Below are 16151 nucleotides of genomic sequence, written 5' to 3'. Positions count from 1 at the left end.
TCTGGATTTTTCTTTGTTTTTTATTATTTTCAAGGAATAGTTTAATGTTTAACAAAACCTTTCAAAACGCCTTAAACGATTAAGGTGTTTCAACGTGATATTTAAGTGATTTTCTCTAATCCCATTTGAACAAAGTGTATGACTGTACATGTACGCATACCCTGCTGATGCGAAATTTGTGAAATTTACTGATAATTTTTAATGAGTTATAATTAAATCATAAAAAACGCGAAAATATTCAGAAAGAGGTTTTGATGAATAAGTTCAATGGATTTGTATAGAAGGTCTCAAAAAAAAACAGTTAAGGGGATTCTGTCTCTGGTAGATTTACCCAATATCGAACGGGCATAGATCGTTTTTGCTGAGCAGGATTTTCTCTGGCGGAAATAGTGATATTTTTAAAATAGATTTGCCATGCTTCAGTGGTAGTGTCTATTTGAAAGAGATTTTCGTTCAGGGCTAAATTTTTCTGGATGATCCATCTGCCATCTTGACATAATAGGGCTTCCTGCTTTTTCTCATCATAGATGATGAAGTTCATATCACCAAATCTTTCTGCAAAATGGTCTGCGATGAAGGGAAGGATATGATGATCTGGATTGATTTTCGCCATGAAAACCGTTCCGAACTGATTGAATCTGACAAATCCCTTGAAACGATGACTTTCCAAGGAAACTTGCCGAGAAAGCTTAGTGCATTCCATGATAAAAGAGTCCTGATAACGGAAGGCATTTTTGGGATTTTCAAAACACTTGATGATGAATTTCAGAATCATCGTTGGAGCTTGAACAGAACTGTGGTTTAATCCGTAGGTGATGATATCCAAAGCTTCTTCGGAGAACTTCTCAAGCATGGATCTTCGGACTCTCTCAAATTCTTCCTCCAGAAACTGGATCTTTAGAGGATGATCAATGAGATTGGGGGTAAACTGATCTTCCCGAAAGAGAACTGGTGGAAGTTTATCAACATAAACTTTGTAAACGGCCACCAGAAGCTCTTCCATTGAACCATCAAACAACATGACATCCATCATAATCCACCTGCCAAAGAGTTTTTGATGATGGTCTTTTCCAGAAGAAGCTTTTTGATCTTATCTTTCTCTGTAAATACTCGGTTTTCTTCAGGGTTGTGGAGTCCAAGGGATTCATCGATTTCTCCAAATAAGTTCATCTGGATCTGGTCTTTTTTCTCACTGATGGCTTCATATATGAGATCTGGTCTAAGAGAGAAGTTTCCATAGTATTTTCCAGAAATCAGAATAAAGTGCTTAGCCCTTGAGATCACAGCACCCATTTTTTTGAGTCCGTCATAGGTAATGGGAGAAAGCTTCCTAGCCCGAAGAATCCGCTTTGCAGAGGTGAGTCCGATTCCTGGGATACGTAGCAGCATTTCATAGCTGACCCGATTGATCTCCATGGGGAATAGAGCCATATTAGAAAGAGCCCATTGGGTTTTTGGATCCACATTCGTATCAAAATTCTCTCCGTCTGACAAGAGTTCCTCTGCAGAGAACCGGTAAAACCGGAGCAGCCAGTCTGCCTGATAAATTCTATGTTCTCGGAGAAGGGGAGGATTGGAAAGCTTCGGCATAAGCGCGTGGGTACTGACAGGCACATAGGCGGAGTAATAGACTCTTTTCAGCTGAAAGCTCTTGTAGAGATTCTGGCTGAGTGAAAGGATTTTACCATCGCTGGCCGGTGTAGCACCAATGATGAGCTGAGTGCTTTGTCCTGCTGGAACAAAGTCCTCAGTTCTATGTAAGATTCTCTTTTCCTCGTTATTTGCAAGGATATTCGTGGCGATTTGCTTCATAGGTTTTAGAATCTCAATTCTGTTTTTCTGAGGTGTGATGCTTTTATAACTTTCTTCTTCAGGCAGCTCAATATTGACACTGACTCGGTCCGCATAAAGCCCGGCTTCATGGATGAGGTGGGGACTGGCTCCAGGGATAAGCTTGATATGAATATAACCGTTGAATCGCTCCCGCTGCCGAAGGGTTTTTATGATGCGAATCATTCTTTCCATAGTATGATCGGGGCTCATAATTACCCCTGAACTGAGAAAGAGTCCTTCGATGTAGTTTCGCCTGTAGAATCCCATGGTCAGCTGAATCAGTTCTTCCGGTTCAAAGGCGGCGCGTTCCACATCATTGGAGATCCGGTTCTGGCAATAGGCACAGTCGTAAATACAGTAGTTGGTCATAAGTATTTTCAATAGGGAGATGCACCTTCCGTCTGAAGTGAAACTATGACATATACCTGCAGCAGCAGCGTTGCCTACACCGCCAGGTATTGCAGAACGGCTGCTTCCACTGGAGGAACAGGATACATCATATTTCGCTGAATCTGCAAGAATTCTAATTTTTTCTAGAAGTTCCATACATACCCCTCCTAACATTTGAGTAAATTATAGCACATACGTTCTTTCTGGGCAATAAAAAACAACATACGTTCTTTTTGGGTGCAAAAAAAAAGGATGAGGTACTCATCCTAAATGAAAGTGAATAATTTCAGGAAAAATGGAATAATAAAAATGAAGACTGCAGAAGAGAGTGCGGTCATGAAAGAAGAGTAGGAAGGATCTCCACCATAACGACCTACAGCAATGGAAATGTTCTGCATCACAGGAAGACCGGCACAGACAATGAACACTTTAATGAGCTCCACAGGCATCTGAAAAGCCTTCAGAAGAAGCAGACTGATGACAGGAGACAGAATAAACCTCATGATGAGGATGAGGACAGAGGCTACTGGACTTCCAGCATTCCTAAGACTCAAGTCTCCTATGACACTGCCCATGAAAAGGAGAGATAGAGGCGTCAGGAGTATTTTCAGATACTCGATGCTGCTAAAGAGATAAGTGGGGACAGTAACGTTATAGTAAAGGAGCGCCATGCCCGCAATGAATCCAAGAATGGGGGGATTGAGTATTTTCAGGATATTTTTGCTGCTGAAGGAACTTCCATTGCTTTTCACGATCTGATAGATGCCAAGGGTCCAAAAAGTCAGCGTATTTGCGATATAGTACAGCATCAGATATGGAACAGCGGAGTCCCCAAATATTCCTGTAATGAGCGGCAGTCCTACAAAAATTGTATTGGAGAAGGTAGACATGGAAACAAATGCACCCTGCTCTACTCCTTTCAGTGATAGAGCCTTTGATACTCCCCAGGCAATGATGTTCATCAGAATCATGGTCAACATGGCAAGTAGAATTCCAAGGTAAGATTCTCTAAAAAAGGATAAGGAAAAATTTGTCAGTGTGATGTGAATCATCAGGGCAGGGGTACAGAAGTTTACGAGTAGAACAGAGATAAATTTATCTGTTCTTTTATCGGTAACCTTGGTTTTCTTCAGGATAAAACCCAGCACACCCAGAATCAGCATGGTTAAAACAGTATTTGTAACATTTGTTGTCATCGGTAAATCTCCTTACGAGCATATTCAAGTAGTATTTCTTTATGATTGTCATCAGGGTTTTTCAGGACCTTTTCAAGAAGTGCTTCCAGGATGCGCCCTACTTCCTGTCCTTCACGGATACCAAGCGCCAGAACATCCTTTCCGTTCACCGCAAGATCTCTCACAGTGAGAGGATCGCCACGGTTTATGATGTGTTCAATCCTATTTCTGAAGCTGTTGATTTCAAAGAGTTTATCATCGCTTCCTTCAGGCTTTCCAATGAAATCAGCAATCTTAAGATCAATGAGACCGTTGAGATTCTCCGACCCCAGTTTGGTTATGAATTTCTTCAGCTTCACTTCATTTTTCATATCGGTGCTGGTCATATGAAAGTAAACCAGGGTTTCAACTTTACGGATGGTTTTATGATCATATTTCAGCCGCATCAGCACTTCATGAGCGATGTCTCTTGACCGCTTCTCATGGCCGTAGAAGTGTCCGATGCCCTTCTCATCCATGGTGAAAGTGGAAGGCTTTCCGCTGTCATGGAAAAGAGCGGCAAGACGCACTGGAAGATCTGCAGGCACATGAGTTAAAACCTCCAGGGTATGTCCTAGAACATCCTTATCATGATGGGGATTATGCTGAAGAAATCCGGACATGGTCATGAGTTCGGGAAGGACATATTTCATGATCCCCAAATCAAAGAGCATACGGATTCCTCGGGCAGGATTCTTTGAAAGAAGGATATTATTCAGCTCCTCCCGGATTCTTTCCTCGCTGATGAACCTGAGGCCATCCATGGTTTCCACCATGGCCTTCAGGGTGTTTTCTTCTATGTTGAAATTCAGGGTGGTGGAGAGCCTCACTGCCCTTAAGATGCGAAGGGCATCTTCCTTAAAACGAAGGATTGGATTTCCTACTGCCCGAATAATCTTATGATGGATGTCTTCAGTACCGTTGAAAGGGTCTATAATACCTTTTTCGGGATTATAGGCAATGGCGTTGATGGTGATGTCTCTTCTTCTCAGGTCCTCCACTAGATCATCTACAAAGATGACATTTTTGGGGTATCTGTGAGCTTCATACTCACCGTCCATACGGTAGGTGGTCACATCATAAGCACCGTCATGGGTATGTACTTCCACGGTACCGTGCTTCAGACCCGTTGGGACAGTTTTTTTGAATAGGGACATGACTTCCTCAGGTGTGGCAGAAGTGGTTACATCATAGTCTTTAGGCGCGATACCGATGAGGACATCACGAATACAGCCCCCCACTACATAACCCTCATGGCCATGAGTGCTGAGCTCTTTCAGAATGTATCGGACGCCCTTTGGCAGGTTGATGTCCATGTTACCGCCTACCTTTCATCGATAAAGATTTGGTTAAGATTCTTTCGTTTTCGGCCAGTGTTTCGTGTATACTTAAATTATACCCTAATTTTAATTGAAGGAGAAATAAATGGAATTTAGCAGCAAGAAAATCCGCGATTTAGCTGTAGGCGATCGTGTAGATTGTTATTTTATCATTAAAAGAGTAGATCTGAAGACTACAAACTCAAACGACAAAAAGTATCTGGACTTTATATTTGGAGATAAGACAGGTGAAATCTCCGGAAAACTTTGGGAAGTTCCCCAAGATGTAGAAACATATTTTACAGAAGGGGACCTGGTAAAAGTTCGGGGTACTGTAACGAGCTATATGAACAACAATCAGTTCAAAGTGGACAGGATCAGAAAAGCTTCAGACGAAGACGGCGTGATACCGGAAGATTTTGTGGAATCCGCTCCGCTTAAGAATACCGATATGCTCCGGGATATTGAAGGATATCTTCAAAGGATTGAAGATCAGGATATTCATCAGGTGGTTCGTATGGCCCTTGAAGAAAAGAAGGAGAAGCTGATGTTCTATCCGGCGGCAAAAAGGAATCATCATGCCATCAGATCGGGGCTGCTTTACCACGTCCTGACCATGCTGAAACTTGGAGATCAGATTTCGAAGGTGTATCCAGCAGTAAACACAGACCTTCTCTTTGCAGGGATCATTCTTCATGATCTTGAAAAAATCAATGAGATGGATTCTTCTGAGCTTGGCATCGTGAAGGAGTACACTTTGGAAGGAAATCTTCTGGGCCATATCAGCCTTGGAGTCAAGAATGTGGACAGAATCTGTGACCGTCTGAATACACCGGAAGAGAAAAGGATGCTTCTGCAGCATATGATTCTTTCCCACCACTATGAGCCTGAATATGGAAGTCCTGTGAAACCGATGTTTCTCGAAGCAGAACTTCTTCACCATATTGATATGATCGATGCCCGGGTGTTTGATTTCACTCTAGCGGTTCGGGATTTGGAGCCTGGCGCCATATCCGAGAGTATTTTCTCTCTGGACAGACGCAGAATCTACAAACCGACGTTCTAGACCAGTAAAAGGAATCTGTCCTACTATAAGAAGAATATATGAGAAAGAGGGATTAAAATGAGTGTTGTAGACAAGCTGATTAAGTATGTGAAGTATGAAACCACATCCGACGAAAACAGTGTAACTGTACCTTCCACCGAGGGACAGAGAGTCCTCGTGGAAGAGCTGAAGAGAGAACTGGAGGCCTTGGGGCTGGAGACTGCTTTGGATGACAACGGGTATCTCTTTGGGTTTTTAAGAAACAATACCGGTAAGAACCTAAAGAAGCTTGGGCTGCTGGCTCATGTGGACACCTCACCGGATATGAGCGGAAAGAATGTGAATCCTCGGATTCTTGCCTATGAAGGTGGAGATATTGTGCTGAACGAGGAGCTTCAGATCGTCATGAAAGAATCTGATTTTCCTCAGCTGAAAGGCTATGTGGGGGAGAACCTTCTTTTGACAGATGGAACTACACTTCTTGGAGCAGATGATAAAGCAGGAGTTGCAGAAATCATGGAAGTTCTGGAATATCTGTTCCATAACCCTGAAGTGCCTCATGGAGATCTTCATGTGGCATTCACACCGGATGAAGAGATTGGCCGAGGTCCACATCATTTTGATGTGGAAGCCTTTGGCGCGGAGATTGCCTATACCATGGATGGTGGGCCTGTGGGCGAGCTGGAGTATGAGAACTTCAACGCGGCTTCAGCCAAGGTGACGGTGAAGGGCAGAAATGTGCATCCTGGAACAGCAAAAGACAAGATGAAGAACTCAATTTTTGTGGCCATGGAATATGCGGATTCTTTCGACCGGAAGGACACACCTGAACATACGGAAGGGTATGAAGGATTCTTCCACCTGAACGATATTGAAGGGGATGTGGAGGAGACTTCTTTGTACTACATCATCCGTGATTTCTTTGAGGATACCTTCGAAGGAAGAAAGGTGCAGATGATGGAAGCTGCATCTGCACTCAATGAGAAATATGGAGAGGGAACTGTTACTGTAGAAATCAAAGATCAGTACAAGAATATGAGAACCATGGTGGAGCCTCATATGTATCTCATTGAACATGCAAAAAAGGCCATGGAGATGGCTGGCGTAGAACCTATTATAAAGCCCATCCGCGGAGGTACCGATGGAGCTCAGCTTTCTTATATGGGACTTCCATGTCCGAACCTTTTTACAGGTGGAGAAAATTATCACGGAAGATTTGAGTTTATTTCTGTAGAATCCATGGAGAAAGCGGTGGCGGTTCTGAAGAACCTCATCAGCATATACGCAGAAGAAGTATAAGTTCGGAAGATAAAAAACCCCTGGAGTTCCAGCACATTCCGTTGGAGCTCCAGGGGTTATTCTATGATTTCTTTATCGTTTCTTCGCGGTCTTTACCAAAAAAGACCATATTGATGACATTGGCGCCGGTATGGGCACCGATGACCATACCAAGTGGAACCAAGGTGACGTCTTCGGAAAGCTTCTTTTCCAGAATGAGATTCCGAAGAAGAGCTGCATCATCTTCACAGTTTCCATGAGCAATGAGCACTGTTTTTGTCAGACCCTCTGTTTTTCCTTTTTCCAGATAATCGGCCAGTGCATGGATGGATTTTTTTCTTCCTTTTACCTTATCAATATTCAGAAGCTTCCCTTCTTTGCTCATGTAGAGAATGGGCTTTATGGAAAGCATGGTGCCCATGGTAGCAGAGAAGCCTGATATTCTTCCACCCCGCTTCAGATGGTTGAGATCGTCCACAGTAAAAATATGATTGACGTTATATTTCAACGCTTCCAATTTTTGAGCAATCTCTGTTGGGGCATAGCCTTCTCTTTTGAGCTCTGCTGCTTTTAGCACCAGAAGACCAAAACCAGCGGAAGCGCACATGGAATCAATGAGTAGAATCTCTCTATCTGGAAATTCTTCCTGAAGCATACTCTTAGCTACATTAGCAGCGCTGTATGTACCACTGAGAGAGGAAGAGAATCCTACATAGAGGATGTCCATGCCTTTTTCCAGGTAAGGCTTGAAATAGTCATAAAAACGGTTTGGCGTAATCTGGCTTGTGGTAGGGGTAGCGCCTTCTTTCAAAGAGGTATAGTAGCTGCTTATGTCGACACTTTTCCAGTTGTCCTCCACATATTCTTTCCCATTATAATTCACAATAAGACCGATGACATCCACGTCATTTTGCTCCAGTAGTTCAAAGGGTAGGTCACATGCGGAATCAGTTAAAATCTTAAATTTATTCATCGCTGTTATCTCTGGATTTCTTGTTTCCAGAAGTCCTCCTTTATGATGTTAATATAATTGCTTCGCCATACGATAAAAATCGATATCGCTTCTTTCAATATACCACAAAACGCTCTCGTTCATCGTTAAAATATTTCTAAGAAGGATTCCCTGAGAAAATCGTGCTAGAATAGAATCAAAAAGAAACGAGGGAAAAAGAGTGTATTTCGAAGAACATGAGATCGCTGATCTTCTAAAATATCTGAGGGCGGCAAAAGACCAGACAGAAGAGCTCCTGACAGCCATGATAGACATTGAGGTCTATGGTGAGGTGGATCATGATGGGATGCCTGTTGTGAATTCCGTGGAACTTCAAGAGGATCTGAAGAAGATGAATGAGTACATCGTAAGGATTGAAAAAGAACTGAAAGAGAGAAAGAAGCCATAAAGGAAAAAATCTACAGCAGAAGATCAGACTCTTCTGTTGTAGATTTTTTTTACGTATTCCCGTTTCCTGTACATAATGAAATAGATGGCCAGCATATTGATGCTCATGAGGCCAATAATGACATGGCGCTCGGGGTAGATTTCTCCGAGAAAACCAGCCAGAAGCTGTCCTAAGATGTTACCAGCGGATACAATCATCTGGAATGTTCCGTTGAAGCGGCCTCTTTTATCATCCGGAACATATGACTGGGTGGCAGAAATCCTGATATTAAAGGAGGTGACACCCATAATCCCGATGAGGAAGAAACTCACTGCCATGAGCACCACTGGGAAGTAGAGCTGGAACGCTTCCAGAAAGGCAATGCTCGTATACACGCATAGGGCAATCAAAAATTTCTTGGGTACCGGATAGTGGTACTTATAATGGATCATTCCTCCAATGAGCCGCCCCAGAACACCGAAACTGCTGATGATGGTATAGAGGGTTACGGAGTTTACCAGAGGGATGTTTGAAAAAAGCTCCGGATTGTTCTTGAAGAATGGAAGATGGAGCACATGGAGGCCACCTCCAGCAAACATGGTGATGCAGAAGTAGATGGTGATGACCAAAAGTCCCTTTTCTGCACGCATGTAATCCAGACCTTCTTTGAAATCAGTCTTGTAGGAGATAAGAGAAAAGCCTTTTTTGGCGTCTTCTGTATTTTCTTTGATGTGGTTCTCTTTATATCCGATTTGCGTTTCAAAGATTGCAGCCAGGAAAAAAGTTACTGCATTGAAAGCAAAAAGTGGAGCAGCTGATCCTGAGCTCTCATAAACAATGGAAGCGATGGGAAGCATCAAGCTTGCCAGTGGATAAATCATGCTAGAAATGGAATATGCTTTGGAAAAATTCCCTTCCGAAACAAGATTGGGATAAAAGCTTTCATAGGCTACTGAATAGATACCGTCAATGGTTCCGATGAGAAGCACGATGAATAGAAACACAGGGTAATTGAACCACTTCACATAAAGCAAAAAGAACATGATCACATAAATGAAGGCGGACATAAAATCCAGTGTGTAAATCATTTTCTTTCTGGAGAACCGGTCCAGATAGGGGCCAGCAAAAAGTGGGGCCACGATTTTAGGCAGGTTATAAACCACCATAAAAAGTGAGAATAAGAGCGTGGAGTCTGTCAGATCCAGAACCAGGAGTCCAATGGCAAAACCAGCTACAGAATTTCCCAGCATGGAGATGATGGACCCGATGGTGATGATTTTAAAGTCCTTAGTCCATAATTTATTCAATATACTTCTTCCTTTTTCATATCATTCTACTAGAGAGTATTCTACCACAGGGGGACGTTCTTCTTACTCATTTAAAGTACAGGAAATGATGTTTAGAAAACAGATTTAAGGAAACAAAAAAATCCATGAAGATAATACTTCATGGATTCTATGGTGCAGTGAGAGGGATTCGAACCCCCGGCCGACCGGTTCGTAGCCGGTTACTCTATCCAGCTGAGCTACCACTGCATGACTCAATTATAATACCATAACTGAGCCTTCTTTTCAAACAGTTCTATTGAAAATATTCACGAAGGATCTGAAGAACCTGGTTTATCCTCTCTCTTGTGACATAGTAATGGGTCACAAAGCGGAAAACACCCTCATCACTGCCGTTCATAAGAATCCCGTGCTCTTTCATATGTGCTACAAGATCTGACTCCTGGAAACCTTCTTTTTCTATGGTGAAGAAAATCATATTGATTTTGATCTCATCGAGCCGTACAGAGATTCCGGGGATTTTATGAAGCTCTTCGCCGAAATATCTGGCGTTTTCATGATCCTCATCCAGTCTATGCCTCATTTCCAGAGCCTCCAGACCTGCAGCGGCGAGAATACCCACCTGTCTCATACCTCCACCTAAAATCTTCCGGTTTTTCCTGGCGTTGGCAATGAATTCTTTTGAACCCGAAACCACAGAGCCCACAGGTGCACACAGACCTTTTGAAAGACAGAGAGAAATGCTGTCTGCATACTGGGCGATTTCCTTTGCATCCACCTTAAGATGCACTGCCGCATTAAAGAGTCTTGCGCCATCCAGATGAACGGGTATCTCATAGGTCTTTGCTATCTCAGAGATGCTCTTCAGATTTTCCAGTGAGGCGACATTTCCGGTGGAGTGTGCTGTTTCCACACAAATGAGTCCGGTTTTTGGGAAATGAATGTCTTCTCCTTTTCGGACAGCTTTCTGCACTTCTTTCGGATCCAGTTCCCCCAGATCATCCTTCAGCGTTCTGGTCTGGACGTTTGAAATCAGTGCCACAGAGCCTGCCTCATGGGCAATGATATGGGAGTTCTCACCAAGAATGATTTCGTTGGTTCTTTCAGTATGGGTCAGGATGGAGAGCTGGTTGCCAAAGACACCAGATGGAACGAAAAGAGCGGCTTCCTTCCCAAGGATCCGTGCTGTTTCTTCTTCCAGTTTTATAACAGTCTCATCATCTCCGTAGACATCATCGCCTACTGGTGCTGATGCCATGAGCTGACGCATTTTTTCGGTGGGATGGGTGACGGTATCACTTCTCAAATCAATGAATTTCACTAGGAACCTCCTAAGATTCTATTTTGGATCATTTTGATAAACAGATTGGCAATGGCAAGTTTTGGGTTTGTTACAGCTAAGGCTGTGAGTGCTGCAGGGTCCAGATCCCTGAAAACAGCTCTTTCCTTCCATGGGATTTTGTCTTCTCCCTGGACCATTTCCTGGATTTTACCGAAGATCGCATCCAGAAGCTCGCCCTGATGTCTATATACTTTAAGCGGGCTGATCTCAAGTGCTTCTGCAGTGATCTCCAGCGCTGCCTGAGCCAGAGAATAGTCTGTAAAGAGTAGTTTCTGATATTTCTCCAAGGTTTTATTGAGGAAAAATGGATGAATGGTTTCTTTGAGGGCTTTGACTTCTTCCGCATTGAGAGAGGAAAGAAGAGCAAAATCATCGAGACGTTCAAAGTAATACGTAGCACCATAAAGCTTTTTGAAAGCACGGAGCGTATCGAGATAGCCGTAGGTCATATTATTACGGATGGTTTCCGGATCAGGAAAGAGAATGGATCCCAAAGGATTGTCAGACTCGATTTCTATGAGGTGATAAGGTCCGCTTAGATTTCGGCGGTCTCCAAAAGTATGGAGATTCACTGCGATGATCTCTGTATAGCCCTTATCGTAAAGTGGACGTACAGGGATGTTGTCAAAAACCGCTCCATCAATATAAGCATCCCCATCAATGAGAAGCCTCTGGAAACTGGGGTGATTTGCGCTGGCTGCCACATAATCGATGAGTTTTCCCTGGGGGATCTCCTCTTTAAAGAGCACCACAGGTTTCCGGGCTGTCAGATTGTACGTCACAATCCCCAAATCCGTGGGATGATTCCGAATGGTCTCCTCATCAAGAATCTCATGGAGAAGAGAGAGAAGAATTTCAAAATCAAAGCCTCTTTGCCGGATCACTTCGGGAACCAGCTGTGACTCAAATTTAATGAGAGTATCTCTGTTGAGAGACATCCAGATCTCTTCCATCAGTGTAAAGTCATTCATCAGATAAGCCGCAGCATTGATGGCGCCTATGGATGTGCCAGTAATGGCGCCGATTTCTATATTCAGTTCTTTTAAGGCTTTTAGAACTCCGATTTCATAAGAACCTCGGGAGCCACCTCCGCCAAGAGCCAGTCCATACATAAGCAATCCCACCTTTTTAGTTCAATTCTAGCCTTAACTTCTATCAGAAAGAAAAAAAGTAAATGAACAGTTCTTTAATTTTTTCTTTTTCCGATGGTCTCTCCAAAGAGTACTCGGGTTTCGATTCCCTCAAGGGAAAAGTCCAGAATATCCTGGTCTACCATCACTGTATCTTTTGTAAAAAATAAAATCACAGTGGAACCACCGAATTTGAAGTATCCTTTTTCAGCACCTTTCTCCACAGGGACATCAGGAGCATAGGTCTCAATGATGCTGCCTACATTGGTAGCGCCCACTTCCACATATAGAACAGGGCCAAAGTGATTACTCTCAAAAAGTGTCAAAGCCCGCTTGTTTTCAATATACAGCCTCGGTATGGATTTCAGTGCCACAGGATTCACCGAGTAGTATAGCCCATGGATGGACTTCGTCTCTTTTGCCGTACCGCTGTCCATGAAATGAAACCTGTGGTAATCCAGAGGATTGAGCCTGAATACAAGAACTGTCCCACCGTCGAAAAGATCTGCGAGGTCTTTGTCTTTTAAGAGGTCCTCCAGTTCATAAGTAAGGCCCTTCACCTGGAGGACAGCATCTTTTCTGAGATTTTCAAATACAAGTAGTCTGGCATCTGCAGGGCTGATGAGGATGTCACCAGCTGCATCAAAGGGCCGTGCAGTTTTTTTCAGTTTTCGGGCGAAGAACTCATTAAAGGACTGGAATGAAGAAAGGGGCTCGAGAAGCTCTGAAGACTTCACTCCGTTGTTTTCCATGAAGGAGGGGATCAGTTTCTTGGACCATCTGGTGTCCATGAGTTTACCGTAAAATGCAGAAAAGAACTTTCTTTTCACAAAGAATAGAAGGGGTTTTCCATAGGGTTTTTCATAGAGAAGAGACAGAAACCGACCCCCCAGGACGTTTTCTTCTTCCAGTTTTTTTGTTGTTCTGTCATATAGCTGAATCATTTCGAAGCTCCTTGAAGAAATTTTTGATGAGCTTTTGTGATGCATCATCGTGAAGGAATACACAGTCCACATGATGATAGTAAGGGGGCAGATCATTAATGGAAAGTACACTGCCAAAAGCACCTTCCCGGGGCTCAATGGCGCCGATGACCACCTTCCTGATTTTGGATTTCTTAATGGCTGCTGCGCACATGAGGCAGGGCTCCAAGGTCACATAAAGGGTGCAGCCGGTAAGGCGCCAGTTCTTTAAGGATTTAGCCGCATCTCTGATGGCGTGGAGTTCAGCATGGCAGGAAGGGTCATGGTCTTTTTCCATGGTATTATGCCCTCGTCCGATGACCTGAGCATCTTTTACAATGATACAACCTACGGGCACTTCCCTGAGGCTGTAGGACTTTTGGGCTTCTTTTAAAGCTTCTTCATAAAAGGCATCCATTCTGCAGCTCCTTTCCTTTTGTATAGTTCTTATTGTAGTGTATCTTCTGCCTGTGGTCTAGAAAAAACCGGCATTCATAAAATGCCGGTCCTGGTCGTTTTATTCTCTATTTTCAGTTATGGTGTGTTTCTTCTGGCCACATCTATGAACTTGAATTTATCCGGACAGTGTCTGGATTGGGTAAACTGAAACAGTTTTCCATTCACAAGGTAGACCAGTGTATTGACCACAGCGACCATGTCATAATCATGAAGATCCAATAGAAGGCGGTCTTCTGCAGTGGCTTTTTCCATGACAATTTCCTTTTGCGCAAAGCCGATCTTAAGCCCCAGATTCTGCTCCAGATACTCATAGATAGAGTTGGAAGAGATTTCTTCTGTCAGCTCTGGAACCACATCCTGATAAAAATAATCCTTATCCAGTATGACTCTCCTGCCGTTTATGGTCCTGACCCGGATCACCTCCCAAATGGAGCGGATCTCCTGAGCATCCAGCGCTTTTGTGGGAAAGGTGGCAGATTTCTGCAGCTGAAGCCGAATGACTGCTGTCGAATAACTGGTCATTCCAGTTTTCGCCGCCATTTCCTTGAAGCTGATAAGCCCTGCCACAGGGAAATCAAACTTATTCATCTCCAGGACAAAAGAGCCTTTTCCCTTGATCTTTCTGATGTAATTGTTCGTGACAAGAAGACTGAGAGATTTTCTCACCGTGTCCCTGGACAGGTCATACTCATCCATCAGTTCTTTTTCGGAAGGAAGCTGTTCTCCTGGTTTCAAGCGTCCATCTTCAATATCCTTCTGTATTTTATTGTACAATATGGAATACTTTGCCATACATATCACCCAATCCATCATACCACTTCAGGTATTAAGGCTCAACGCTAATAATCACAGATTCATAGGGTCTCAGACAGATTTTTTCATCTTTTGTGCAGAGTTCATTGTAGTTTGTCAGTAGAAGACGTACGTTTCTTTCATCTACTGGAGGAAAACCGTGATTTATGAGAGAGAATTCTTCTTCCTTGTCATAGAAATTATTCAGCACCAGGACCTTTTTCTCCCCCAGGGCTCTTACATAGCAGAAGAGGGATGGATGGTCTTTCTCGAGGATCTCATAGGTGCCTTCCTGTATTACAGGGTTGGATTTTCGGAGTTTTATGAGCTTCTGATAATAAGAGAAGATAGAGTCCTCTTCTTTCAGATCTTTCTCTGCACTGACAGAAGGACCCTTTGCGAAAGGAATCCAAGGAGTGCCATGCGTAAAGCCACGTCCTTCCTCGTCATTCCACAATACAGGGGTTCTACCGTTGTCCCTTGATTTAGCCTGCAGAATTTCTAGAATCTGCTCTTCAGGAAGCCTTTCTTTTCGGAGGATTTCATAGTAGTTGGTGCTTTCCACATCCCGGTATTCATGAATGGAAGTGAAATAGGCATTGGTCATGCCGAATTCCTCCCCTTGATAAATATAGGGAATACCCCGGAGCATATGGATGGAGGTGGCCAGCATTTTTGCGGATTCCTTATGATACTTCTTGTCATTGCCAAATCTTGAAACCACTCTGGGCTGGTCATGATTGTTGTAAAAGAGGGCCATATTTCCCTGATGCTTCTGCATGCCGGTCTGCCAGTGGTCGAAGATCTCTTTCAGCTCCTGAAAATCAAAGGGCTTCAGTGACCACTTGTCACCTTTTTCATAATCCACTTTGAGATGATGGAAATTGAACACCATGCTGAGCTCCTTCTCGGAAGGGTTCGAATATCTCACACAGTTTTCCAGAGACGTGGAAGACATTTCACCAACGGTTAAAGAGTCTTCTTTCTGGCCAAAACTTTTCCGGTTCAGCTCCTTCAGATACTGATGGATTTTAGGTCCATCGGTGTAGAAACGTCTGCCATCACCCAGGTCATCATTTTCATAAGTCTCCGGTTTCGAAATGAGATTCACCACATCAAACCGGAATCCGCTGACACCTTTGTCCAGCCAGAAGTTCACAATATCATAAAGCTCTTTCCGGACTTCCTCATTTTCCCAGTTGAGATCTGCCTGGGTCTTGTCGAAGAGATGGAGATAGTACTCATCAAACTGAGGCACATATTCCCAGGCGTTCCCGCCGAATTTAGACTCCCAGTTTGTGGGAGGAGCACCGTCTGCCCCTTTTTTGAAGATATAGTAGTCTTTATACTTTGGGTCTCCCAAAAGAGCCTTCTGAAACCATTCATGGGCGGTGGAAGTATGATTGAAAACCATGTCCAGCATGATACCCATGCCTCGTTTTTTTGCTTCTTCTATGAGCTCTTCCAGATCCTCCATGGTACCGAAGGATGGATCGATTTTTCTGTAGTCCGCCACATCGTAGCCGTTGTCATTCATGGGGGAGATAAAAACGGGAGTGAGCCAGAGGTAATCTACCCCCAGCTTCTCCAGATAGCTCAGTCTGCTGGTGATCCCAGCGATATCGCCAAGACCATCTCCATTGGAATCCATAAAGGATTTCACATAAATCTGATAGATGACCTTGTCGTTAAAATTCATCAAGAGAGTTCACTCCTTTTGTT

The 16151-nt window shown here is 43.5% G+C and carries 15 protein-coding genes and 1 tRNA gene; 3 read left to right on the top strand and 13 right to left on the bottom strand.

All coding sequences use genetic code 11. The features are described from left to right. Positions 1-301 precede the first annotated feature (301 nt). The 4 genes from T487_RS0109715 to T487_RS0109700 all read right to left on the bottom strand — a co-directional run bounded on the left by T487_RS0109715 (position 302) and on the right by T487_RS0109700 (position 4753). Entirely contained in the window at positions 302-1033 is a 732-nt protein-coding gene (locus T487_RS0109715; protein ID WP_081827610.1) for a TIGR03915 family putative DNA repair protein, read from the bottom strand. After that, positions 1030-2379, bottom strand: coding sequence for a putative DNA modification/repair radical SAM protein (locus T487_RS0109710; RefSeq protein WP_051651644.1), 1350 nt, complete (start codon positions 2377-2379; stop codon positions 1030-1032). Before T487_RS0109710 ends, T487_RS0109715 begins: the two co-directional genes overlap by 4 nt. Before the next feature lie 110 nt (positions 2380-2489). Further along, positions 2490-3419 carry an AEC family transporter gene (locus tag T487_RS0109705; RefSeq protein WP_031576812.1) on the bottom strand — a complete coding sequence of 310 codons (930 nt, stop codon included), beginning with the start codon at positions 3417-3419 and terminating at the stop codon, positions 2490-2492. Beyond that, positions 3416-4753: a CCA tRNA nucleotidyltransferase gene (locus T487_RS0109700; protein ID WP_031576811.1), complete on the bottom strand. Its 1338-nt coding sequence runs from the start codon at positions 4751-4753 to the stop codon at positions 3416-3418. Before T487_RS0109700 ends, T487_RS0109705 begins: the two co-directional genes overlap by 4 nt. 109 nt (positions 4754-4862) lie before the next feature. Here T487_RS0109700 and T487_RS0109695 point away from each other — a divergent pair, with 109 nt between their 5' ends. Beyond that, positions 4863-5822 (top strand): 3'-5' exoribonuclease YhaM family protein, encoded by a 960-nt coding sequence (locus T487_RS0109695; RefSeq protein WP_031576809.1) that lies wholly within the window; start codon positions 4863-4865, stop codon positions 5820-5822. A 57-nt stretch (positions 5823-5879) separates the two neighbouring features. Then, the gene (gene pepT / locus T487_RS0109690) at positions 5880-7100 is read left to right on the top strand and encodes a peptidase T (protein ID WP_031576807.1); all 1221 of its coding nucleotides are present in this window, start codon (positions 5880-5882) and stop codon (positions 7098-7100) included. A gap of 61 nt (positions 7101-7161) precedes the next feature. On the opposite strand, the gene T487_RS0109685 is transcribed toward pepT, so the two are convergent. Further along, entirely contained in the window at positions 7162-8052 is an 891-nt protein-coding gene (locus T487_RS0109685) for a DegV family protein (protein WP_031576806.1), read from the bottom strand. Between the two features lie 199 nt (positions 8053-8251). Between T487_RS0109685 and T487_RS0109680 the strand changes: the two genes are divergently transcribed. Then, positions 8252-8479: a hypothetical protein gene (locus T487_RS0109680; protein WP_031576805.1), complete on the top strand. Its 228-nt coding sequence runs from the start codon at positions 8252-8254 to the stop codon at positions 8477-8479. A gap of 23 nt (positions 8480-8502) precedes the next feature. Here the strand turns inward: T487_RS0109680 and T487_RS0109675 are convergent, their stop codons facing one another. The 8 genes from T487_RS0109675 to treC form a co-directional block, all read right to left on the bottom strand. Further along, entirely contained in the window at positions 8503-9765 is a 1263-nt protein-coding gene (locus tag T487_RS0109675) for an MFS transporter (protein WP_031576804.1), read from the bottom strand. Between the two features lie 151 nt (positions 9766-9916). After that, positions 9917-9993 (bottom strand) — tRNA-Arg (locus T487_RS0109670). Between the two features lie 46 nt (positions 9994-10039). After that, entirely contained in the window at positions 10040-11065 is a 1026-nt protein-coding gene (locus T487_RS0109665) for a threonine aldolase family protein (RefSeq protein WP_031576802.1), read from the bottom strand. After that, entirely contained in the window at positions 11065-12198 is a 1134-nt protein-coding gene (locus T487_RS0109660; protein ID WP_031576800.1) for a patatin-like phospholipase family protein, read from the bottom strand. Before T487_RS0109660 ends, T487_RS0109665 begins: the two co-directional genes overlap by 1 nt. 74 nt (positions 12199-12272) lie before the next feature. Further along, positions 12273-13160: a phosphatidylserine decarboxylase gene (locus tag T487_RS0109655; RefSeq protein ID WP_031576798.1), complete on the bottom strand. Its 888-nt coding sequence runs from the start codon at positions 13158-13160 to the stop codon at positions 12273-12275. After that, complete coding sequence (locus tag T487_RS0109650; RefSeq protein WP_031576795.1) at positions 13144-13596, bottom strand: nucleoside deaminase; 453 nt, start codon at positions 13594-13596, stop codon at positions 13144-13146. The genes T487_RS0109655 and T487_RS0109650 overlap by 17 nt, the downstream gene beginning before the upstream one ends. A 116-nt stretch (positions 13597-13712) precedes the next feature. After that, positions 13713-14429, bottom strand: coding sequence for a trehalose operon repressor (gene treR / locus T487_RS0109645; protein ID WP_031576794.1), 717 nt, complete (start codon positions 14427-14429; stop codon positions 13713-13715). A 34-nt stretch (positions 14430-14463) separates the two neighbouring features. Then, entirely contained in the window at positions 14464-16131 is a 1668-nt protein-coding gene (treC, locus tag T487_RS0109640; protein ID WP_423219170.1) for an alpha,alpha-phosphotrehalase, read from the bottom strand. Between the last annotated feature and the right edge of the window lie 20 nt (positions 16132-16151).

It is taken from the genome of Proteiniclasticum ruminis DSM 24773 (assembly GCF_000701905.1).
GTDB lineage: Bacteria > Bacillota > Clostridia > Clostridiales > Clostridiaceae > Proteiniclasticum > Proteiniclasticum ruminis.
The sequence above is the reverse complement of the archived record's forward strand: the minus strand, read 5'-3'. Positions and strand labels throughout refer to the sequence as shown.

What these genes read in the sequence shown, in the direction of transcription:
- T487_RS0109715 (WP_081827610.1), bottom strand. Translation starts at nt 1,033, where the DNA reads ATGATGGATGTCATGTTGTTTGATGGTTCAATGGAAGAGCTTCTGGTG.
- T487_RS0109710 (WP_051651644.1), bottom strand. Translation starts at nt 2,379, where the DNA reads ATGGAACTTCTAGAAAAAATTAGAATTCTTGCAGATTCAGCGAAATAT.
- T487_RS0109705 (WP_031576812.1), bottom strand. Translation starts at nt 3,419, where the DNA reads ATGACAACAAATGTTACAAATACTGTTTTAACCATGCTGATTCTGGGT.
- T487_RS0109700 (WP_031576811.1), bottom strand. Translation starts at nt 4,753, where the DNA reads ATGGACATCAACCTGCCAAAGGGCGTCCGATACATTCTGAAAGAGCTC.
- T487_RS0109695 (WP_031576809.1), top strand. Translation starts at nt 4,863, where the DNA reads ATGGAATTTAGCAGCAAGAAAATCCGCGATTTAGCTGTAGGCGATCGT.
- pepT (WP_031576807.1), top strand. Translation starts at nt 5,880, where the DNA reads ATGAGTGTTGTAGACAAGCTGATTAAGTATGTGAAGTATGAAACCACA.
- T487_RS0109685 (WP_031576806.1), bottom strand. Translation starts at nt 8,052, where the DNA reads ATGAATAAATTTAAGATTTTAACTGATTCCGCATGTGACCTACCCTTT.
- T487_RS0109660 (WP_031576800.1), bottom strand. Translation starts at nt 12,198, where the DNA reads ATGTATGGACTGGCTCTTGGCGGAGGTGGCTCCCGAGGTTCTTATGAA.
- T487_RS0109655 (WP_031576798.1), bottom strand. Translation starts at nt 13,160, where the DNA reads ATGATTCAGCTATATGACAGAACAACAAAAAAACTGGAAGAAGAAAAC.
- T487_RS0109650 (WP_031576795.1), bottom strand. Translation starts at nt 13,596, where the DNA reads ATGGATGCCTTTTATGAAGAAGCTTTAAAAGAAGCCCAAAAGTCCTAC.
- treR (WP_031576794.1), bottom strand. Translation starts at nt 14,429, where the DNA reads ATGGCAAAGTATTCCATATTGTACAATAAAATACAGAAGGATATTGAA.